Origin of the sequence: Granulibacter bethesdensis, from assembly GCF_001889525.1 — a bacterium.
GTDB lineage: Bacteria > Pseudomonadota > Alphaproteobacteria > Acetobacterales > Acetobacteraceae > Granulibacter > Granulibacter bethesdensis_C.
Genome location: NZ_CP018192.1, coordinates 805,751 through 825,897, shown reverse-complemented (window position 1 = coordinate 825,897; position 20,147 = coordinate 805,751). Strand labels below are relative to the sequence as shown.

Genomic DNA, 20,147 nt, shown 5'->3' with positions numbered 1-20,147 from the left:
TCAGCCGGTTGCCACCAACTGGCTGACACGGCAGCGTCCGGCTTTCAACACTGCATCCACCAGAATATCGGCATCCTCTCGCCTCGTCCGATGATTGACGATGGCTGCGCGAATCGCGAGCGTCCCCCGTAAATGCGTCGTTGAGGGGACCGCAACACCGGATTCCTGAATATCCGCGACCAGCTCGATGTTCAGATGGTCGAGATCACCCGGGGCGGCGATAAAACGGAAACACACGACATTCAGGCCATTCTGCCCAGGCAACGGGGCCAGCAGCTCCAGCTCCGGCTCAGCCACCACCCGCGCAGCCAGATAGGCAGCGACGTCGCAGCACGTCTCTACTACCGCACCGAGCCGGTCGGCACCGTAGGTTTTGAGCATCATCCAGACTTTCAGCGCCCGAAACCCGCGTGACAGGTCCGGCCCAAGATCGCATGGCCATGGCGCGCCACCGGACAAGCCCCGGATATCGCGCCGCAGATAAGCCAGATCCTGCGCAAAAGCCTGCCGGTGCAATACCGGATCGCGCACAAGCACGCAGCCTGCGTCGTAGGGTACCTGCGGCCATTTATGGAAATCGAACGCGATGGAATCGGCCCGTGCCAGCCCCTTCACGCGATGGCGCAGCACAGGCGAGAGAGCCAGCATCGCCCCGAACGCCCCATCGACATGCAGCCGCAACTCTTCGGCAGCACAGAAGGTGGCCAGCGCATCCAGATCGTCGATAGCCCCGGTATCAACACTTCCCGCCGTGGCAATGACAAGAGCAGGCAACCTCCCCTGCGCCCGATCCTGCGCCACCATGGCAGCCAGAGCATCCAGCCTCATGCAATGCGCATCATCCAGCGGCACCGAACGCAGGGCATCGCTGCCGAACCCGGCCATATCCATCGCACGGGGAATACAACCATGGGCATTAGCCCCGGCATAAGCGGTGAAGCCGCTCTGCCCGACTCCTTCATGCCGCACCTCCGGCCCGAGCGCCGCCAGACGCGCCACGAGAATGCCGATGAAATTCGCCATGGAGGAGCCGGTCACCAGAACACCGGAGGTTTCTGACGGCATGCCCAACAGTTCAGCCGACCAGCGGATCACCTGCCGCTCCACCTCGACCGGAGCATGATCCCGCCCGCCCAGATTGGCGTTCAACCCGGCCGCCAGCATATCCGCCAGCATCCCGACCGCCGTGCCGCCACCATGCACCCAGCCCATGAAGCGCGGATGAATATTACCGGTCGCATAAGGCTGCACATCATTGCGGAACTGTTCGTAGACAGAGTCCAGGCTGCTGCCATCACGCGGGGCAGGCGTTTTGAACGCATCCCTCACCTGATGAGGCAAAGGCCGCCACACCGCTCCGGAGCGTGCTCCGGCCAGATGGTCGAACATATCATCCAGCATACGATGACCAAGGCTGCGCAGGGCATCCCAGTCATCAGGATCCAGCCCGTCAGCCACGCACGGAATCTCCTGCACGGAAAGCAGTACTTGCGGGATCGCTTGGCAGATGACGCTCCACGAAATAGAGCGGGCGGCGCTTGGTCTCGTTGAACACGCGGCCGAGATATTCCCCGATCACGCCCAGCGTCATCAACTGCACACCGCCCAGAAACAGCACCACCGCCATCAGGCTGGGATAACCCGGCACGGGATTGCCGAAGAACAGCTTGGACAGCACGATATTGCCGCCATACAGCACCGCGAACAACGCAACCAGAATACCGAGATATGTCGCCAGCTTCAGCGGCACGACGGTAAAACCGGTGATCCCCTCCAACGCGAGGTTCCACAGCTTCCAGTAAGACCATTTGGACTCGCCCACCGCACGGGGTGAACGATCATACTGGACGGCCACAGACGGATAGCCGATCCAGGCGAACAGTCCCTTCATGAAGCGATGCTGCTCCCTCAGACGCAGCAAAGCATCCACCGCACGGCGGCTCATCAGACGAAAATCCCCGGCATTAGGGGGCAAGCTGACATCCCCGAGGCGCGTCATCAGGTTGTAAAAAGCATTCGCCGTTGCTTTTTTCAGCCAGGTCTCGCCTTCCCTGATACGGCGCTGGGCATAGACCATGTCGAAACCCTGCCGCCATTGTGCAACCAGTTCGGGGATCAATTCCGGCGGATCCTGCAAATCCGCATCGGTGACAATCACCGCCTGACCGCGTGCATGATCCAGCCCGGCGGTGGTGGCGATTTCCTTGCCGAAATTACGGGACAGACCAACCACGCTGATGCGGGGATCGGCCTGACGCAGACTCTGCATCACGTCGAGCGTGCGGTCACGGCTGCCATCGTTGACATAGACCACCTCCCACTTCTCCCCCATCCCATCCATGACGGAGGCAAGCCGGGTATGGAACATCTCCAGCCCGTCCTGCTCATTGTAGCACGGGACCACGATGGAAAAGACCGGATCGCCCTCCTGAGGAGCGGGCGAAAGCGCGGAGCATGAAGTCTTTATCTCGGACATGGCCCCTCTCCTAACATGGCTCTAGCGGCCTCACACCATTCTCTTTCCGCAAGGAGCATTTGCGATCAGCGTACAGTTTCGCAGAAGGCCACCAAACGCTCGCAGGCACGTGCCAGAGAAATCTCATCAGTGGCGTAGCTCAGCCGCAGATAGGGACTCATGCCGAAGGCCGCACCATGCACCACAGCCAGATAGGATTCTTCCAGCAGAGCCAGCGCCACATCCTCATCGGTCTGCAACAGCCGCCCGCCCGCAGAGCGGCGGCCAAGCAGCCCGGCGACACCGGGGAAGACGTAAAATGCCCCCTCCGGCTTGTGGCAGCTCAGGCCGGGGGCAGATTGAAGGGCGCACACCACGAAGTCACGCCGCGCTGCATAAATGGCTGCCCGCTCCACCAACAGGGCCGGGTCACCATTCAGGGCAGCCGCTGCCGCCGCCTGTGCAACCCCTGCGACGCCAGACGTCGCCTGACTCTGCATATTGTTCATCGCCTTGATCAGGGATGGCGGCCCTCCCGCAAAGCCGACACGCCATCCCGTCATCGCGTAAGATTTGGACACACCGGAAATAGTGAGAACACGGTCCCGCAGATCCGGTGCGACCGCAGCCATGGTGCGATAGACGAAGCCGTCATAGAGCAGATGCTCATAAATATCGTCGCACATGATCCAGACATGCGGATGGCGACGCATTACTTCGGCCAGTGCCGCCATCTCCACAGGTGTAATCGCGGCCCCGGTTGGGTTATTGGGAAAATTCAGCAACACCCATCGGGTTTTGGGCGTGATCGCCGCCTCCAGCACCTCCGGTTTCAGACGAAACCCTGTCTCCTGTGGGCAATTCACGATCACCGGCACGCCCCCGGCCAGCCGGGTCACCAACTCATATGCGACCCAGTAGGGAGCGGGAATGACGATTTCATCACCCTGGTCCACCGTCGCCATGATCGCGTTGTAGATGATCTGCTTGGCACCGTTGGCGATGGTGATCTCGTTCGATGCGAAACTCAGCTCATTTTCCCGTTGAAATTTGGCCTGGATTGCACTGACCAGCGCCGGAGCACCTACGATGGGTGGATATTTCGTATCCCCTGACAGCGCCGCCGCATGAGCGGCCTCAATCGCTTCCGACGGAGTCGGAAAATCCGGCTCCCCGATCGACAGGGAAATGACATCATGCCCCTCTGCCCTCAGCACGCGCGCACGCTGCGTCACCGCAATGGTGGGGGAGACATCAAGCCCTTTCAGGCGTTGCGCAAAACGCGGCATCAGCGAGCATCCTTTTTTCCGTCGACACGATCAGCGCCATGCACTTAACGAAAGGGCCGGACACGCAAGCGCCCGGCCTTTTTTCATCCTGTCCGGACAGAGGCTGCTTCAGGACAGAGCCGCACAGAAACGCTGGATACGTGTGCAGGCCTCCCGCAGCGCCTCGGTGCTGGTGGCATAGCTGATGCGGAAATAGCCCGGATAGCAGAAGGCCGAGCCATGCACCGCGGCCACACCTTCTTCCTCCAGCAGCGCAGTCACGAAGGATTCGTCATCGACGATCTTGACGCCGCCCTTGCTGGTCTTGCCGAAGCAGCCCTTCACGGACGGGAAGACATAAAACGCGCCTTCCGGTTTATGACACGTCACACCCGGAGCCGCATTCAGCATCTCCACCACCAGATCACGACGCTCCTGATAGATGGCCAGCATATCGGCGATACTGTCCTGCGGGCCGATCAGCGCCTCGACCGCCGCTGCCTGACTGATGGAGGAGGTGTTGGAGGTAGACTGGCTCTGCAACTTGTCCATCGCCTTGATCAGCGCCTTCGGACCACCGGCGAACCCGATGCGCCAGCCGGTCATTGCATAGGCCTTGGAACACCCGTTCACGGTCAGGGTACGGTCTTTCAGACGCGGCTCCACCTGCGCCAGCGTGGCAAAAGCAAACCCGCCATAAACCAGCTTCTCGTAGATATCATCCGTCATGATCCAGACCTGCGGATGACGCAGCAGTACGTCTGCCAACGCCTTCAGCTCCGCCGCGGAATAGGCCGCACCGGTCGGGTTGCTGGGGCTGTTGAGCATCAGCCATTTGGTCTTCGGCGTGATCGCGGCTTCCAGTTCCTCGGGGCTGATCTTGAAGCTGCGCTCCTCGCTACAGGAAACCAGAACCGGCTTGCCGTCGCAAAGGGCCACGATGTCCGGATAGCTCACCCAGCACGGGGCCGGTATAATCACCTCATCACCCGCATTCAGCGTGGCCAGCATGGCGTTGAAAATCACCTGCTTGCCGCCGGTGGAGACGATGATCTCGTCCGGAGCATAATCCAGACCACTATCACGCCTGAATTTTTCCACGATCGCGTTGCGCAGGGCGGCAGTGCCCGCAACGTCGGTGTATTTCGTGTCGCCCTTCTCGATGGCCTTGATCGCCGCTTTCTTCACATTGTCCGGTGTATCGAAATCCGGCTCTCCGGCGGACAGGCTGATCACATCACGGCCAGCAGCCTTCAACGCACGGGCTTTGGTGCTGATGGCAATGGTCTGGCTGGGGCTGATACGGTCAAGACGCGCGGCAATCAGGCTCATGGGAACACTACAGTCCTGCTGAAGAGAATCTGCTCAACCCTAACGCCGCCTTCCCTTCAGCGGCAATCGACCACCTCGGCAGCCCTGCCATCCCCTTTTCCCGCATCTGGTGACCTACAGATGACCTCCTGCGACAGGAGTAGCGACAGAAGACGCGGTCTGTCCTATCCTGTCGGTATGGCATGTCATCGCATTATCGCTCTTTTTGCCGTTATTATGGCCTCTCTGGCGCTTGGTGTGGCTTTTTCCGTGGAATGGTGGGCGCACCGGCCGCCCTGTGCGCTCTGTCTGGTAGAACGCTGGCCGTACCGGATTGCAATCGCACTGGGCGTGATCGCGTTCTTTCTGCCTCCCCGCCCGGCTCTCGTGCTCTGTGGACTGGCGGCGCTGAGTTTTTGTGTGGCAGCCGGAGCCGGACTGCTGCATGCCGGGGTCGAGTGGCATTTCTGGCCCAGCCCTTTGCCAGAATGCGCGGCGCCACGCTTCAGCAGTCAACTCTCTATTACCGATATGCTGGCACATATGCCGACCCGGCCCGACAAGCCCTGTGACGAGCCGACCTATCTTATTCCAGGCTTTCCGGTTTCCATGGCATTCGCGAACTGTCTTTATGCATTGGCTATGGCCATCATCATGATGAAAATGCTGCTGGCCTTGAAACCAGACCGCGCCTGATCCGGAGAAACGCTGCATGACGCACACAGCTTCAGCCTCGGCTCGCATGTCGCCCTCCTTGCCCGGCGATCTTCCGGCCCGTGAGCGGCTGGCACGGATGATCCGGGTGGATCATGCGGGAGAATACGGTGCATCACGGATCTATGCCGGGCAGCTTGCCGTTTTGCGCCGCTCTCGCCATGCGCCGACGCTAGAACACATGAAGGCGCAGGAAGATGTTCATCGCGAAACATTCTCCCGTATGATCGCCGATCGCCGGGTCCGCCCGACCGCGATGCTGCCTTTCTGGCATGTGGCCGGTTTTGCGCTCGGAGCCCTGACGGCCGCCATTGGCGAACGCGCCGCCATGGCCTGCACCGTCGCCGTCGAGGAAACCATCGACGATCACTATGCCCGACAGATCGAGGCTCTGCCCGATGAGGAGCACGAACTGAAAGAAACCATCGCCTGCTTCAGGGAGGAAGAACTGGAGCACCGCGATATCGGCCTTGCCAACGAGGCAGAGCTGGCACCGGCCTATCGGCTGCTATCCGGTGCCATCAAGGCTGGCTGCCGTCTGGCCATCGCCATCAGCGAACGCGTTTAAACTCCATCCTTGTTCAGATCATACCATCATTACAATTTGCTTAATGCTGTATCGAAATATTTTCGTATACGTTTTTTTGCGTTCCGGTTTGCGATGTTCTCTTCATACCTTTGTCTGACTGTGAGGATACTGACCGGGATTTTGGTCGGTGCTTCGATGGGATTTTCGCTGATAACGCAGGCCCATGCACAGTCTGAAACGCCGGGACTTGGCTCCATGCCGTCCCGCTCTCTGACGCAACCGCCTGATCCGACCATCCCACCCGTGGCGCCCAGAGAGCATTTTTTCGGTGATTGGGGCGGTATCAGACCCCCTCTGGAACATCATGGGATCGACCTTATCGCCGGCTATCTCAGCGAGACGATGGGCAATGTCACCGGTGGTCGGGGGCGTGGCATTGCCTATGCCGATAATCGCGGCATCGAACTTAAGATTGACTGGAATAAATTGGCGGGCTGGAACGGATTGACCACGCGCGCAATCGTTATCAATCGCGCCGGGCGCAGTCTGAGCAGTACGGTGATGGGGGACTCTCTCTATCCCGTGCAGGAAATCGCTGGCGGCGGCGGCAATGTCGCGGCCCATTTGTCGATGGTCTATGCTGAGCAGCTCCTGCTGAAAAAAAGAGTGTCGATTGCCGTGGGGCGGTTGCAGGTCGCGACCGATTTCGCATCATCTCCTATCTATTGCGAATTCGTCAGCAATGCTTTCTGCGGTGTCCCCACGCCTTTATCGGCCGGTGACAGACCCGCCTTTACCAATGGTGCCGCCGCCAACTGGGGCGGACGCATCCGCGGCCGCCCGACACCGGAAATCTATGTGGAAAGTGGTGTTTTTGAATCCAATTCGGCACGCGGGGGCCGTACGGGGCTTCAGTTCAGCCCAGCCACAGCCAACGGTATGATGATCCCGGTGGAAATCGGTTGGGAACCGGGTGGCGGGAATAACGAGCGGTCGGGGCATTATAAAATAGGGGCCTACTATGACAGTGCACGCTCCACCACCCTGTACCGCGATCTTCCCTCGGATGAGGGATATGATCTTCCCGTCCCTTCCAACAATCCGGCCACGCAAAAAACGATCAGAGGCCGCTCGGGATTTTGGATCATGGCCGACCAGATGCTGCTGCGGCGCGGTCCCTATGCACGGGAAGGGCTGATCGTCTTTGCCGGGTTCACCCTGTCTGATGACAGGTTTTCACCCTATCGCAGCCTCGGTTTTATCGGAATGGTGGACCGTGCTTTCTGGCCCGCACGTCGCAGGGACAGCTATGGTTTCGCCGTCTATTACGCTCAGCAGAGCCGGGGCCTGAAGGCGCTCCAAAAAGCCGAGCAAGCCGCAGGGCAGCCCCTGACGGGAGGCGTTCCCGGACCGCAGGGTGATGAAGTTATCATGGAGGCCGAATATACGATCCATGCCTGCGAAGGTCTGACGATCGAACCTGACCTTCAGGTCGTGGTGCATCCAGGCGGTGTGCGACAGTATGGAACGGCTTTGGTGCTCGGTTTTCGTACCAATGTGTCGTTTTAATATTTTCCCTCAACCCGGCCCTTTCCGATCTGCCGGTGCAGTCGGCGGCTGGGGAGTCACCTCCGTCGATTTTCCGGGCATGACCTGCTTCAGGTAGGCGATGATATCCCGCCGGGCGACAGGATTATCGATGCTCATGGGCATCGCCGCACCGGGCAGCATGGCGGCAGGGCCGGCCAGCCAGCGGTCGAGATGCCCCTCATCCCAGATGAAATCCGCAGCCGCCAAGGCCTTGCTGTATGGATAACCCGGCACAGAGCCGGCCTTACGGCCGATAATGCCTGCCAGACGGGGACCTTCCTTATCGGTCTCCATTTCATGACAGCCTGAACATTGGGCAGCGAATATTTTCTTTCCCAACGCCGCATCTGGCGGCCCGTCATGAAAACGCGCCAGATCCGCCGGAGTCTGCCCGGTCTCGGAACGGAAAAACGTATAGGACAGCGTGATCTGATCCACATCCTGCATGGCCGGATCGTTGGCCATGGCCGGATCAACATAGAACAGCACAGGCATCTGCACCGAGCGATGCGCCGCCAATCTCTCCTCCGTAAAGCAGAAGCACTCGATCTTCTTGAAGTAGATCCCCGCTTTATCCGGTGTCACATTGAAGGTGGCATGGCCCACGATATCCTGATCGCTGGTGTTCTCCGCTTCATAGAAAATCGGCACCTGCTGTCCCAGACGCACTTTGACGCTGCGTTGCAGAGGACGAAAACGCCAGGGCAGTTTCGGGGAAACATCGGCATTGAAGAACACTGTGACCATGCGGGATGAAACCGCTTGGGTCGCCTCATCCTCCGTGACACGCTGGGTGGTGCCGCCTGCTCCGGTCACCTGGCAGAACAGCCGGTACAAGGTCACCGAATAGGATACCAGCCCCGTCATCCCCGCGACCATGATCATGAGCGCCAGAGGGATACCGTATTGTCTCAGCCTGCCTGCCATTTTCTTTCTCTGCCGGCCCTACGGCCAACAGAGAGGCGACCGTCAAGCTCAGCTCTCCAATTCGCTGTCCCAGTACAGATAGTCGCGCCAGCTTTCATGCAGATAGTTGGGAGGGAAAGCCCGCCCATTATCCTGCAACTCCCACGTTGAAGGCTGACGCGGCGTCGTCAAAGGCAGCATATTGCATTCACGCGGCAACCGCGACCCCTTGCGCAGATTACAGCTTCCGCAGGCCGTAATGACGTTTTCCCAGGTCGTCCGCCCACCCCGGCAGCGTGGAATAACGTGATCAAAGGTCAGTTCCGGCGTCGGCATACGTTGCCCGCAATACTGGCAGGAAAAAGCATCGCGCAGGAACACGTTAAACCGGGTGAAAGCCGGGCGCCTTGCCGTGGGGACATAATCCTTCAGCGCAATCACGCTGGGCAGTCTCAGCGTACGGCTGGGGGAACGGACTTCGTGATCGTATTCGCTGAGCACGGAGACACGATCGAGAAAAACCGCTTTCACCGCATCCTGCCATGACCATAGCGAGAGCGGAAAATATGAGAGCGGGCGGAAATCCGCATTGAGAACCAGAGCCGGAAACTGTGCCGGTCCACCCGTTCTGACAAGGCTGTGCAACTGCTCACCATCAGGCATTGCCGCTTCCTATTCAGGCGGTCGCACAGTCTGGTGAAGAAATCCTAGCCACGAACTGCCAGATAATGTGCGCCGCGGAGAACTTTGACTTTTATCGCAGACAAGCCGTGTTGTAGCAACCCGGATACAGGCACACGTCATGACTTCGTCATGAACAACCATGACAGAAAGCGTCTAAGCATCCGCCTGTAAATCCCTGATGATAAACGCAAGTGCGCAATCGGCTTCTTCAGCGGTGACCTCATGCCCAACCCCCGGCAGGATAGTCAGTGTGACCGGCACATGCATGGCTTTCAGCCTGGAATCGGCCACCATGCTGCGCGTAAGGGGCACCACATCATCCTGATCGCCATGGAGCAGCAGCACGGCCGGCATATTGTCCGCTGACGGGATCGAAGCCTCCTCAGCCAGGTGCAAGGCTCCGGCGATACTGATGATGGCACCTGCCACCTCTCCCCCTATCCGGCTTTCCTCGAACAGCCCGGCCGCCAATACGCTCATGGCGCCCTGGCTAAAGCCGACCAGAGCAACCTCCCTTTCGGTCAAACCAAGCCACGCGGCGGCAATCCTGATCGTCTCTGCCAGAACAGGGCCGAGACGCGTCGCTCCGGCACGGTCGGTTTCCGGTGTCCGATCACGCAAAGACCACCATTGGCGTGTGCCGGGATGCAGCACACATGGCTCCCACCCGTTCAGAGATAAAAAAGCGGCGTCGGGCAAATGAGGCGCCCAACGCTCCCCCAGCCACACCATGCCACACGCATCATTGCCATGGCCGTGGCACAGCACGATCAGACATTGCGCCGGGCTATGCACGGGCGGCTTCATCCACCCCATGATCGCGGTTGCAGGATCCCCCCCTTCATTAGAAGGCCAAGTTATCCATCCTTGTGGATGAGTCATCATGCATTCGTCTCCGCAAGAGGCCATGATAAACGCTTTCCATGACTGTCATCACCCGTTTTGCCATCACCCGTTTTGCCCCCAGCCCCACCGGCCATCTGCATCTGGGGCATGTCTATGCCGCGTGGCAGGCCAGAAGGCAGGCCAACGATGGCCATTTCCTGCTGCGGATTGAGGATATCGACACAACCCGTTGCCGCCCGGAATGGAGTGCGGCGCTGCTGGAGGATCTCGGCTGGCTGGGCTTTGAATGGCAGCAACCTGTGCGTATCCAGTCCAAACACATGGCGGAATACAGCCAGGCACTGGAAAATCTCCGGTCAGAGGGATTGCTCTATCCGTGTTTCTGCACTCGCGCCGCCATTACCCGCGAAATCGCCGAAGCCACTCGGGCGCCTCACAGCCCGGATGGCATGCCGCTTTATCCGGGCACCTGCCGTTCTCTGTCACCGGCTGAACGAGAGGCGCGACTGGCTGCGGGAGAGGCCTGTGCATGGCGGCTCGACATGCAGGCCGCATTATGCCGTCTGTCTCATCCGCTGGAGCGGATCGAACATGGCATCCGCTTTCCATGTTACCCGGAACGCTTTGGTGATGTAGTACTGGCACGGAAGGACGTGCCTGCCAGCTATCACCTCTGTGCCGCGCATGACGATGCCGTCCAGGGCGTTACGCTGGTGACGCGGGGGGAAGATTTGCTGGCGGCCACCGACCTGCACCGCCTGCTACAGACCCTGTTCGGCTGGCCGGAACCCGCTTATGCGCATCATGGCCTACTGAAGGGAGCTGATGGACACAGGCTGGCAAAACGCGATTCAGCTCTGACCGTGCGATCCCTGCGGGAAAACGGAGCCTGCCCACAGGACATCATGGAACGTATCAGAAAGGCTGACATTGTATCCCAACCTTAATTGCGACTGATCACAACCGGCAGGGCGTCAGAAGCCAGCGCATGGTCATAGGCGTTCACGGCTACAACCTGCGCATGGGCGCTGGCATTGAACACTCTGGTAAAGCTGGTCGGGTAGAACCCCATCCACAGCGTCAACACGGCAAGCGGCACCAGCACCGCCATCTCCAGACGCGTCATATCATGCAGAACGGCGACAGCCCCGCTCAGCTTGCCGAACATGACACGCCAGTAAAAGCTCAGCATGTAGATCGCACCCAGCACCATGCTAGTGCCAGCCAGCAGGGCCAGCCAGAAATTGACATGCAGGGCACCGAAAATAACCAATACCTCGCCAACGAAGCCACCCGTTCCCGGCAAGCCGATGCTCGCCATGGAAAAGGCCATCGCCAGAGCCGCCAGTCGCGGGGCGTAATTAACGACGCCCGTGACTTTCCCGAAATCACGGGACCCTGCGCGGAAGCTGACCATGCTGACGCAGAAGAACAGGCCCGCGATGATGATCCCATGCGAAACCATCTGGAACAGCGCACCATCCATGCCCTCGGTGGTCAGGCTGAACAAGCCCACCACCACCATCCCCATATGGGAGAAGGAGGAATAGGCGACCATTTTCTTCATATCGGTCTGCGCACAGGCGATGATGGCTGCGTAGATCACTCCGACGACACCGAGAATCATCATCACCGGCGCATAGTGGCGCGCCGCATCAGGCGCCATGCCAATGGCGAAGCGCAGCAGACCATAGGCGCCCGCCTTGGCCATAACACCGGAGAGCAGTGCGGTCGCAGGGGTGGGCGCTTCGCCATAAGCATCCGGCAGCCAGGAATGCAGCGGCCAGATCGGCAGTTTGGTGCCGAAAGCCAGCACGAAAGCCAGGAAAATCAGGCTCTGTGCCATCATGGGGAAGCGCGTATGCAGCAGCACATCCATATCGGTGGAGCCAGTGACATACCACGCATACAGCAGCACCAACAGCATCAGCAGGGAGCTGCCGAAAGTCAGCAGAAAGAACTTCATGGCCGCGAAAGCACGACGTGGGCCGCCCCACAGACCGATCAACAGGGAACCAGGAACCAGCGTCGCCTCATAGGAGATGTAGAAAACCACGAAGTCCTGCGCAACGAACACGCCGATCATTGCGGCCTGCAACATCAGCACAGCCAGCATGTAATGAGAAACACGCTCGTGAATGACCCGCCATGCCGCCAGAATGGAAATCGGCGTCAGCAAGGTTGTCAGTAGAAGCAGCAAAAGGCTGAAACCGTCTACCCCGAGATGATAGGAAACGCCGAAGCCCGGCATCCAGTTTGCCCGTTCCTCGAACTGGAGCCCCGTTACCGAAGGATCAAACTCGATCCACAGCACCAGGGACAGCAGAAAAGTAATCAGGCTGACGCCCAGCGCGATACCCCGGGCTGTCGCAGCCTGCGAAATGCCCGTCCCCCGCAAGAACAGCAGAAGGAAGGAGCCAAAAACTGGCAGACCCACAAGGATAGACAGAATAGGAAGATGCAAGGCGATCACCAAAATTCACGGGCAGAGCGAACGGGACGGCGCATCGGGATGCTGGCTTGAGCAGTTTTTTGCTGCACCGCAGCATCCATGACAAGACCTGCCATCAATATTTTTAGCCACAGCATCGGCCAATGTCAGATGCTCCCTTCTGTAGCCGCGCCTCCCTCCTCCGCCAAGATGGCATTTAGTCCCTCTTTGAAAGACGGATAAAGCCAGTCGATGCCCAGTTCCACCTTGGTAGCAACACAGGAGACACGTCGGTTATCGTCCCAGAAGCTGCGGGCCATCGAAGACATGGTGGCGACTGCCTCCTTAAACAGGACAGACGGTGGCAGGGGTGCATGCAACAGCCGCGCTGCCTCTTCCACCACAGCGGCACTTTCAGCCGGGCAATCATCCACAAAATTCAATATCCTTACGCCAGCCCCTGCTCGTGAGGCCGCCACCAGCGTGGCACGGGCAATATCGTCCCGATGGATGCGCCCGAAAGCATGGCCTGGTTTAATGACGCGCCGCGCCCGACCGGCGCGAACATCATCCAGTGCAGAACGGCCCGGCCCGTAAATGCCAGCCAGCCGGATGATATCGATGGCATGATGATCGGCCAGCGCCTTCCATGCCTGCTCCGCCTCCAGTCGCCTCTGACTGCGAGCATGCGCCGGCCGAGGCGGGGTTGCTTCGTCCACCCATGCTCCGTCCCAGTCGCCATAGACGCCTGTGCTGGAATAATATCCAATCCATCGCAGTCGGGGGGCACCGCGAATAGCATCCCCCCATCGAACCAACACCGGATCCCCTCCTCCATCCGGTGCGGCCGTCACCAGCAGATGGGTCGCGGAAAACAGCCTCTCGGCGATAGCCGGATCATCAAAAGCCAGAACTTCTCCGCCTGGCAAAGCCGAGGAATCTGCCTGCCGTTTCGTCCCGATCACGGACCAGCCATCGGAAAGCGCCATACGCGCCGTTGCCGTGCCCGTGTAACCGAGGCCGAAAATCAGGAGTTTGCCTTGATCCATCGCTCACGCTCTTGTCAGGGTTTCAGACATGGACCGTCATGCGAAACGCAAACCCGCCATTTCCGCAAGCCACATTAGCAGGCTAGACTGTTACCCGTCATGAAATCCCCAGCGCCTCTACATGTTCTGCTGATGATCCTGCTGATTGCGGGCGCAGGCGGCGGTGTCTGGTGGCTCAGCCAGGATCAGTCGCCCTTTCCTGCGCCGAGCAATAATGAAAACGCCACCGACTCAGCTGAAGATCTCCCCGTCCCGCCAGTGCCGCCCCGGATCGCACAGGGCGCGGATTACGACCGTTGCCTCTCCATGCTCACCACCGATCCCTCCGGCGCTTATCAGATGGCGGAAAACTGGAAAACAGGGGGAGATGGTGCGGCCCATTGCGCTGCGCTGGCGGAAATCGCATTGGGCAATGCTGAAACGGGCGCCCGCATGCTGGAAACGCTGGGCACTACCAGCAAGGCACCCGCCATTGCGCGGGCCAGTATTTTCGGTCAGGCCGATCAGGCATGGATTATCGCGGGCAATACACAGAAAGCTCTGGAAGCCGCCAGCCATGCGCTGGCTCTGGCCCCCGATGATCCCGACCTGCTGATCGATCGAGCTGTTGCCTTCGCTACACTGGAGCACTTCAAGGAAGCCATCGCCGATCTTAATCACGCGCTGGACATCGATTCGCGCCGAACCGATGCACTGGTTTACCGCGCCGCTTCCCTCCGGCGGCTGGATAAGCCGGATCAGGCGGCAGACGATATCGCCAGGGCACTGGATCAGGATCCGGATAATGTCGATGCCCTGCTGGAACGCGGCATTTTGCGGCAGCGACAGGGAAATGAAGACGGCGCCAGGCAGGACTGGGAACGAATCATCTCATTGGCCCCCGATTCCGCTACCAGTGATCTCGCCGCACAGAACCTCGCTTTGCAGGAAGCTGGACCGGAGCAGAAATAACATTCTCTCCTGAATCGGCCCTGAAAGCTCTAGAAATCGAGATCGGCGTAATGGGTTGGCGGAATGATGCCGGGCACGCGGTCAGCGAGAATACTGCGGAAGCTAGGGCGACTTTTGATCCTCGCATACCAGTCACGGGCGGCGGGAAATTTCTCCCAGTCGATATCGCCGCCAAAATCCAGACAGGATACATGCGCCGCCGCCGCGAAATCGGCCAGACCGATGGCAGCACCCGCCAACCATTTCCGTGTATCCGCAAGATAACCGAGATACTCCATGTGATAGCGCAGGCTGGTGAATCCGGTCCTGATCGCCGTCGCATCAGGATTGCCGCGCCCTAACAGGCGTTTCAGATATTTTTCACCCACCAGATTTTTCGTCACCTCCTGATAAAATCGGCCATCGAACCAGGCCGCCAGACGCCGCGTCTCCACACGCTCGGCCAGACTGCGCCCAAGCAGGGAGATATCAGGATAGGCTTCCTCCAGATATTCACAGATGACCGATGAATCCGGGATGGGCAGACCATTCTGCTCCACCAGCACCGGCACCGTGGCCGCCGGGTTCATCTCAAGATACTCCGGGCGGCGTTCCCAGACTTTTTCGACTTTCAGTTCGAAAGGAAGCTTTCTCTCCGCCAGAACGACGCGGACTTTTCTGGAAAACGGACAAAGAGGAAGGTGATACAAAGTGCGCATGCGGAAACTTCTATCTCATCCTCCACCGGCTCGATAAGCCCCATGCGAAGGACAGGGGCACGAATTACTATCACCACCCGAAAAAAAGCAGGCGCCCCATTATGGAACGCCTGCTTTCAGCATAAGTCTTCAGTCTGTTACAGCACAACAGCGATCGGCTTGATCAGGCCCTGATTGCATCTACCCTGGCATCATCCTTGATGGGCATAGGCAGATATTTCACGTAGTCCTTGGGCACAACCATCCAGAAATCACCGACATTCTCGTCCCAGTCATGCAGCAAGGTGGCGGCATAGCGGCTGCCGGTTTCCTCTACATGCTCACGCACCAGTTCCTTGAGGAGATTGGCCCAGTCAGGCGAGAAGTCACGATGCCAGGCGATGGTATCGGGATTGGCCCGCGCCGCAAAGTTTTCGTGCGGATCATAGATGAAGGCCACGCCACCGGTGAAACCGGCACCGAAATTATCCCCGACCGATCCCAGAATAACGACAGTCCCGCCCGTCATATATTCACAGCCATTGGAGCCACAACCCTCGACGACCGTGCTGGCGCCGGAGTTACGCACCGCGAAGCGCTCACCGGCCCGACCCGCGGCAAAAAGCCTGCCGCTGGTGGCACCATACAGGCAGGTATTGCCGATAATAGTGTTTTCCTCGGTCCGCAATGGAGAGGACGGGGAGGTCCGGATCACGATGGTCGCGCCGGACAGGCCCTTACCGACATAGTCATTGGCATCGCCGAATACTTCCAGCTTCAGCCCCTGCACCGCAAAAGCCCCTAGTGACTGACCGGCATTGCCACGCAGACGCACGGTGACATGATTCGGCTGGAGGCCGGTCATGCCGAATTTGCGCACGATTTTCGAGGACATCTTCGTGCCGACCGCACGATGCGTATTCCGCACCCCGTATTGCAGCTGCATTTTCTCGCCACGCTCAAACAGCGGTGCGGCGTCGGCAATCATGCGGGCATCAAGGGTTTCGGGAACTTCGTTCCTGCCCTCGATGGTGCAGTAGCGGGCATGCGATCCCGGATCGGCCTGCACCAGCAGCGGATTGAGATCGAGGTCATCGAGGAATTCAGAGCCACGGCTGACCTGGTGCAGTAGATCGGTCCGGCCCACCACCTCCGCCAGCGTCCGTACGCCCAGAGAGGCCAGAATTTCCCGCACCTCCTCCGCGATGAAGGAGAACAGATTGATCACCTTCTCCGGCGAGCCATCATATTTCTCGCGCAGTGCCTCATCCTGTGTGCACACGCCCACCGGGCAGGTATTGGAATGGCACTGACGCACCATGATGCAGCCCATCGCCACCAGCGATGCCGTGCCGATGCCGAACTCCTCGGCACCCAGCATCGCGGCAATGACCACGTCGCGACCGGTCTTGATGCCGCCATCGGTGCGCAGCTTCACGCGGTGACGCAGACGGTTGAGCATCAGCACCTGATGCGTCTCTGACAGCCCCATTTCCCACGGCAGGCCCGCATATTTCACCGAGGTCTGCGGGCTGGCGCCGGTGCCGCCCACATGGCCGCTGACCAGAATCGCATCCGCCTTGGCCTTGGCAACACCGGCGGCGATGGTACCGATGCCGGAGCGCGCAACCAGCTTCACGCAGACCGTCGCATCAGGATTAATCTGCTTCAGATCGTAGATCAGCTGCGCCAGATCCTCGATCGAGTAGATATCATGATGCGGCGGCGGACTGATCAGCATCACGCCAGGGGTGGAGTGACGCAGCTTCGCAATCAGGCCTGTGACCTTGAAGCCGGGCAACTGACCACCTTCACCGGGCTTTGCACCCTGCGCGACCTTGATCTCGATTTCGCGGCAGTTGTTCAGATATTCCGCCGTCACACCGAAACGGCCGGAGGCAATCTGCTTGATGGCAGAGGAAGCATTGTCGCCATTCGGACGTGGCTTTGCACGGGCTGGGTCTTCACCGCCCTCCCCGCTATCGCTGCGCGCACCGATCCGGTTCATGGCAATCGACAGGGTCTCATGCGCTTCCGGGCTGAGTGCGCCGAGTGAAATGCCCGGTGCCACCAGACGCTTGCGGATCTCGGTGATGCTTTCGACATCATCGGTGGAGATAGGCGTGCGCCCTTCCATCCGGAAATCCAGCAGATCACGCAGCGCGACCGGCGGCAGGCGACGCACCATGTCGGTATAACGCCGATAGGTGGTGTAGCTGCCGGTTGCCACGGCTTCCTGCAGGGTATGGATCAGCGGTCCGTCGAAAGCATGGACCTCGCCACGACGACGCAGCTTGTAAAAGCCGCCCACGGGCAGCGTCACCGCATCGCTGGACCAAGCCATCCGGTGCAGTTCCAGCGCCTTGTGTGCGATACCGCCCAGACCGATGCCGGAAATGCGGGACTGCATGCCGGGGAAGAACTCACCCACCAGAGAACGGGAAAGACCGATCGCCTCGAAATTATAGCCGCCACGATAGGAGCTGAGCACGGAGATACCCATCTTGGACATCACCTTCAGCAGGCCCTTGTCGATCGCCTTGCGATAGCGGGTCACGCAATCCTTCAGCGACAGATCACCGAACAGGCCACGACGATGCCGGTCGGCAATGCTCTCCTGCGCCAGATAGGCATTCACCGTGGTAGCACCCACGCCGATCAGCACCGCGAAATAATGCACATCAAGGCATTCAGCGCTGCGCACGTTCAGGCTGGTGAAAGTGCGCAGAGACTGCCCTACCAGATGCGTATGTACCCCGCCCGTGGCCAGAATCATCGGGATCGGCACGCGCGTGGCAGACGTATTCTCGTCGGTCAGGATGACATGCGTGCATCCGGCCCGCACACCTTCCTCGGCCTCCCGCTTCACCCGGGAAATAGCGGCGCGCAGACCGGCCTCGCCTTCCTCGACCGCGAAGGTGCAGTCCACCACACAGGCTGATGCACCCATGTAATCGCGCATCGCGTTGTATTCAGCATTGGACAGGACCGGGCTGGCCAGTTGCAGCAAATCGCACTGGGACTGATCCTCATCGAGGATATTGCCCAGATTACCCAACCGCGTTTTCAGCGACATCACCTGAGTTTCACGCAGGCTGTCGATCGGCGGATTGGTGACCTGCGCGAAAGTCTGGCGGAAATAATGGTGCAGACCACGATATTTCTCACTCAACACAGCGATAGGCGTGTCATCGCCCATGCTGCCCGTCGCCTCGATCGCATCCTCCACCATCGGGTGCAGGATGACTTCCAGCTCCTCCATCGTCACACCGACGCCGAGCTGACGGCGGCGCAGTTCCTCGCCCTGGAACAGGCTTGGCTCACCCGCATCGGCGCGGACGATGTGATCGAGCTGGGTAATGCCCTTGATCCATTCGCCGAAAGGACGCCGCGCCGCCAGTGCATCGCGCAGACGGGTGGAGGAATAGAATTCCCCGTTATCCAGATCGACACCGATGGTCTCACCGGGACCGACATGGCCTTTTTCGAGGATCTGACTCTCGTCGAGCTTCACCATACCGGCTTCGCTACCGATGATCAGGCGCTGATCGGTGGTGATGGTGTAACGCAGCGGGCGCAGGCCGTTACGGTCCAGACCGGCGATCATCCAGCGCCCATCAGTGCCGCACACCGCGGCGGGGCCGTCCCATGGCTCCATGACGGCATTGGCATACTGATAAAGGTCACGATGCTCCTTCGGCATGTTCTCGTTCTGAACAGCCGGAATCAGCAGCGCCTTCGTCATCGGGGCATCGCGGCCGCCACGCACCAACAGTTCAAACACCGCATCCAGCGAAGCGGTATCAGAGCCACCATGCTGCACGATCGGCTTCAGATCCTCGAAATATCCGTCCAGCGCCGGATGGGCGAGGCGCGTTTCATGGCTGCGCATCCAGTTGACGTTGCCGATCACCGTGTTGATCTCGCCATTATGCGCGATCATGCGGAAGGGCTGCGCCAGCTTCCATGTCGGGAAGGTATTGGTGCTGTAACGCTGGTGATAGATCGCAAAGCGGCTGACGAAACGTCCATCCAACAGATCGGGATAGAAATCCGTCAGGTTCTCCGCCAGGAACATACCCTTGTAGATGATCGAGCGCGTGGAGAGCGAGCACAGATACAGCTCGGAAATGCCATCGGCAGCCGCCTGTTTTTCGATACGGCGACGGATTACATACAGATCGCGCTCGAACTCCTGCTCCGACACGCCACGGGCGTTCCAGATCATGATCTGCTCGATTTCCGGCCGGGTCTGGTTGGCCTTTTCACCGATGCAGGCATAGTTGATCGGCACCTGACGCCAGCCATACAGGCCATAGCCGAAAGCAAGAATTTCGGTCTCCACGATCTGACGGCAGCGTTCTTGCGCATTCAGATCGGATTTCGGCAGGAACACCTGACCAACCGCAATCTTGCCCGGATGCGGATCATGCCCGCCGCGGCGCACCGCCTCGGCAAAGAAGTCCTGCGGAATTTCAATATGGATACCGGCACCGTCACCGGTCTTGCCATCGGCATCCACCGCGCCGCGATGCCACACGGCCCGCAACGCCTCGATCCCTGCTTCCACGACATCACGGCGGCGCTTGCCGTCCAGCGCGGCCACCATGCCGACGCCGCAGGCATCATGCTCCTGAGCTGAAGAATAAGTGTCGCGCAGAGCGGCGACATTCGCATCCCACTCTGAGACAAAGTTTGTGGAAACGACGTTCATGGGCCGGGTTTCCTTTGCGTTC

16 protein-coding genes are annotated in these 20,147 nt (G+C 59.6%); 5 read left to right on the top strand and 11 right to left on the bottom strand.

From position 1 onward, the window contains the following. The 4 genes from GbCGDNIH6_RS03725 to GbCGDNIH6_RS03710 form a co-directional block, all read right to left on the bottom strand. Positions 1-1,401, bottom strand: coding sequence for a pyridoxal phosphate-dependent decarboxylase family protein (locus tag GbCGDNIH6_RS03725; protein WP_081370157.1), 1,401 nt, complete (start codon positions 1,399-1,401; stop codon positions 1-3). Between the two features lie 49 nt (positions 1,402-1,450). After that, complete coding sequence (locus tag GbCGDNIH6_RS03720; RefSeq protein ID WP_081369949.1) at positions 1,451-2,476, bottom strand: glycosyltransferase family 2 protein; 1,026 nt, start codon at positions 2,474-2,476, stop codon at positions 1,451-1,453. Positions 2,477-2,541: 65 nt separating this feature from the next. After that, positions 2,542-3,744 carry a pyridoxal phosphate-dependent aminotransferase gene (locus GbCGDNIH6_RS03715; protein ID WP_072562883.1) on the bottom strand — a complete coding sequence of 401 codons (1,203 nt, stop codon included), beginning with the start codon at positions 3,742-3,744 and terminating at the stop codon, positions 2,542-2,544. 108 nt (positions 3,745-3,852) lie between these two features. Further along, entirely contained in the window at positions 3,853-5,055 is a 1,203-nt protein-coding gene (locus GbCGDNIH6_RS03710; protein ID WP_072562882.1) for a pyridoxal phosphate-dependent aminotransferase, read from the bottom strand. Positions 5,056-5,175: 120 nt separating this feature from the next. Here GbCGDNIH6_RS03710 and GbCGDNIH6_RS03705 point away from each other — a divergent pair, with 120 nt between their 5' ends. The 3 genes from GbCGDNIH6_RS03705 to GbCGDNIH6_RS03695 all read left to right on the top strand — a co-directional run bounded on the left by GbCGDNIH6_RS03705 (position 5,176) and on the right by GbCGDNIH6_RS03695 (position 7,846). Then, on the top strand, positions 5,176-5,730 hold the full coding sequence (locus tag GbCGDNIH6_RS03705; RefSeq protein ID WP_095413279.1) for a disulfide bond formation protein B: 555 nt from the start codon (positions 5,176-5,178) through the stop codon (positions 5,728-5,730). A 16-nt stretch (positions 5,731-5,746) separates the two neighbouring features. Then, on the top strand, positions 5,747-6,316 hold the full coding sequence (locus GbCGDNIH6_RS03700; RefSeq protein WP_198355802.1) for a demethoxyubiquinone hydroxylase family protein: 570 nt from the start codon (positions 5,747-5,749) through the stop codon (positions 6,314-6,316). 216 nt (positions 6,317-6,532) lie between these two features. Continuing rightward, a complete protein-coding gene (locus GbCGDNIH6_RS03695) occupies positions 6,533-7,846 on the top strand; it encodes a carbohydrate porin (protein WP_157692314.1) in 1,314 nt (437 codons plus the stop codon). A gap of 9 nt (positions 7,847-7,855) precedes the next feature. Here GbCGDNIH6_RS03695 and GbCGDNIH6_RS03690 read toward each other — a convergent pair whose 3' ends face one another. The 3 genes from GbCGDNIH6_RS03690 to GbCGDNIH6_RS03680 form a co-directional block, all read right to left on the bottom strand. Next, on the bottom strand, positions 7,856-8,794 hold the full coding sequence (locus GbCGDNIH6_RS03690; RefSeq protein ID WP_072562879.1) for a cytochrome c oxidase assembly protein: 939 nt from the start codon (positions 8,792-8,794) through the stop codon (positions 7,856-7,858). A gap of 48 nt (positions 8,795-8,842) precedes the next feature. Continuing rightward, on the bottom strand, positions 8,843-9,436 hold the full coding sequence (locus tag GbCGDNIH6_RS03685) for an HNH endonuclease (RefSeq protein ID WP_011631418.1): 594 nt from the start codon (positions 9,434-9,436) through the stop codon (positions 8,843-8,845). Positions 9,437-9,610: 174 nt separating this feature from the next. Further along, positions 9,611-10,342: an alpha/beta hydrolase gene (locus GbCGDNIH6_RS03680; RefSeq protein WP_157692313.1), complete on the bottom strand. Its 732-nt coding sequence runs from the start codon at positions 10,340-10,342 to the stop codon at positions 9,611-9,613. 38 nt (positions 10,343-10,380) lie between these two features. Here GbCGDNIH6_RS03680 and gluQRS point away from each other — a divergent pair, with 38 nt between their 5' ends. Next, a complete protein-coding gene (gene gluQRS, locus GbCGDNIH6_RS03675) occupies positions 10,381-11,250 on the top strand; it encodes a tRNA glutamyl-Q(34) synthetase GluQRS (protein WP_072562877.1) in 870 nt (289 codons plus the stop codon). Here gluQRS and GbCGDNIH6_RS03670 read toward each other — a convergent pair. Both GbCGDNIH6_RS03670 and GbCGDNIH6_RS03665 read right to left on the bottom strand, forming a co-directional pair. Further along, a complete protein-coding gene (locus GbCGDNIH6_RS03670) occupies positions 11,247-12,776 on the bottom strand; it encodes a complex I subunit 4 family protein (protein ID WP_232449952.1) in 1,530 nt (509 codons plus the stop codon). The genes gluQRS and GbCGDNIH6_RS03670 overlap by 4 nt on opposite strands. Positions 12,777-12,901: 125 nt before the next feature. Beyond that, positions 12,902-13,783, bottom strand: a complete 882-nt coding sequence (locus GbCGDNIH6_RS03665) for an SDR family oxidoreductase (RefSeq protein ID WP_072562876.1) — start codon at positions 13,781-13,783, stop codon at positions 12,902-12,904. A 99-nt stretch (positions 13,784-13,882) separates the two neighbouring features. Between GbCGDNIH6_RS03665 and GbCGDNIH6_RS03660 the strand changes: the two genes are divergently transcribed. Further along, a complete protein-coding gene (locus tag GbCGDNIH6_RS03660; RefSeq protein WP_072562875.1) occupies positions 13,883-14,734 on the top strand; it encodes a tetratricopeptide repeat protein in 852 nt (283 codons plus the stop codon). Between the two features lie 29 nt (positions 14,735-14,763). Here GbCGDNIH6_RS03660 and GbCGDNIH6_RS03655 read toward each other — a convergent pair whose 3' ends face one another. Further along, positions 14,764-15,432, bottom strand: a complete 669-nt coding sequence (locus tag GbCGDNIH6_RS03655) for a glutathione S-transferase family protein (protein WP_072562874.1) — start codon at positions 15,430-15,432, stop codon at positions 14,764-14,766. 163 nt (positions 15,433-15,595) lie between these two features. Further along, a complete protein-coding gene (gene gltB / locus GbCGDNIH6_RS03650; RefSeq protein WP_072564320.1) occupies positions 15,596-20,125 on the bottom strand; it encodes a glutamate synthase large subunit in 4,530 nt (1,509 codons plus the stop codon). Positions 20,126-20,147 lie beyond the last annotated feature (22 nt).

Excerpts from the sequence above, each read along its gene's own strand:
- GbCGDNIH6_RS03725 (WP_081370157.1), bottom strand. The coding sequence starts at position 1,401 with ATGCTGGATGATATGTTCGACCATCTGGCCGGAGCACGCTCCGGAGCG.
- GbCGDNIH6_RS03720 (WP_081369949.1), bottom strand. The coding sequence starts at position 2,476 with ATGTCCGAGATAAAGACTTCATGCTCCGCGCTTTCGCCCGCTCCTCAG.
- GbCGDNIH6_RS03715 (WP_072562883.1), bottom strand. The coding sequence starts at position 3,744 with ATGCCGCGTTTTGCGCAACGCCTGAAAGGGCTTGATGTCTCCCCCACC.
- GbCGDNIH6_RS03710 (WP_072562882.1), bottom strand. The coding sequence starts at position 5,055 with ATGAGCCTGATTGCCGCGCGTCTTGACCGTATCAGCCCCAGCCAGACC.
- GbCGDNIH6_RS03705 (WP_095413279.1), top strand. The coding sequence starts at position 5,176 with ATGACCTCCTGCGACAGGAGTAGCGACAGAAGACGCGGTCTGTCCTAT.
- GbCGDNIH6_RS03700 (WP_198355802.1), top strand. The coding sequence starts at position 5,747 with ATGACGCACACAGCTTCAGCCTCGGCTCGCATGTCGCCCTCCTTGCCC.
- GbCGDNIH6_RS03695 (WP_157692314.1), top strand. The coding sequence starts at position 6,533 with ATGCCGTCCCGCTCTCTGACGCAACCGCCTGATCCGACCATCCCACCC.
- GbCGDNIH6_RS03690 (WP_072562879.1), bottom strand. The coding sequence starts at position 8,794 with ATGGCAGGCAGGCTGAGACAATACGGTATCCCTCTGGCGCTCATGATC.
- GbCGDNIH6_RS03685 (WP_011631418.1), bottom strand. The coding sequence starts at position 9,436 with ATGCCTGATGGTGAGCAGTTGCACAGCCTTGTCAGAACGGGTGGACCG.
- GbCGDNIH6_RS03680 (WP_157692313.1), bottom strand. The coding sequence starts at position 10,342 with ATGATGACTCATCCACAAGGATGGATAACTTGGCCTTCTAATGAAGGG.
- gluQRS (WP_072562877.1), top strand. The coding sequence starts at position 10,381 with ATGACTGTCATCACCCGTTTTGCCATCACCCGTTTTGCCCCCAGCCCC.
- GbCGDNIH6_RS03665 (WP_072562876.1), bottom strand. The coding sequence starts at position 13,783 with ATGGATCAAGGCAAACTCCTGATTTTCGGCCTCGGTTACACGGGCACG.
- GbCGDNIH6_RS03660 (WP_072562875.1), top strand. The coding sequence starts at position 13,883 with ATGAAATCCCCAGCGCCTCTACATGTTCTGCTGATGATCCTGCTGATT.
- GbCGDNIH6_RS03655 (WP_072562874.1), bottom strand. The coding sequence starts at position 15,432 with ATGCGCACTTTGTATCACCTTCCTCTTTGTCCGTTTTCCAGAAAAGTC.
- gltB (WP_072564320.1), bottom strand. The coding sequence starts at position 20,125 with ATGAACGTCGTTTCCACAAACTTTGTCTCAGAGTGGGATGCGAATGTC.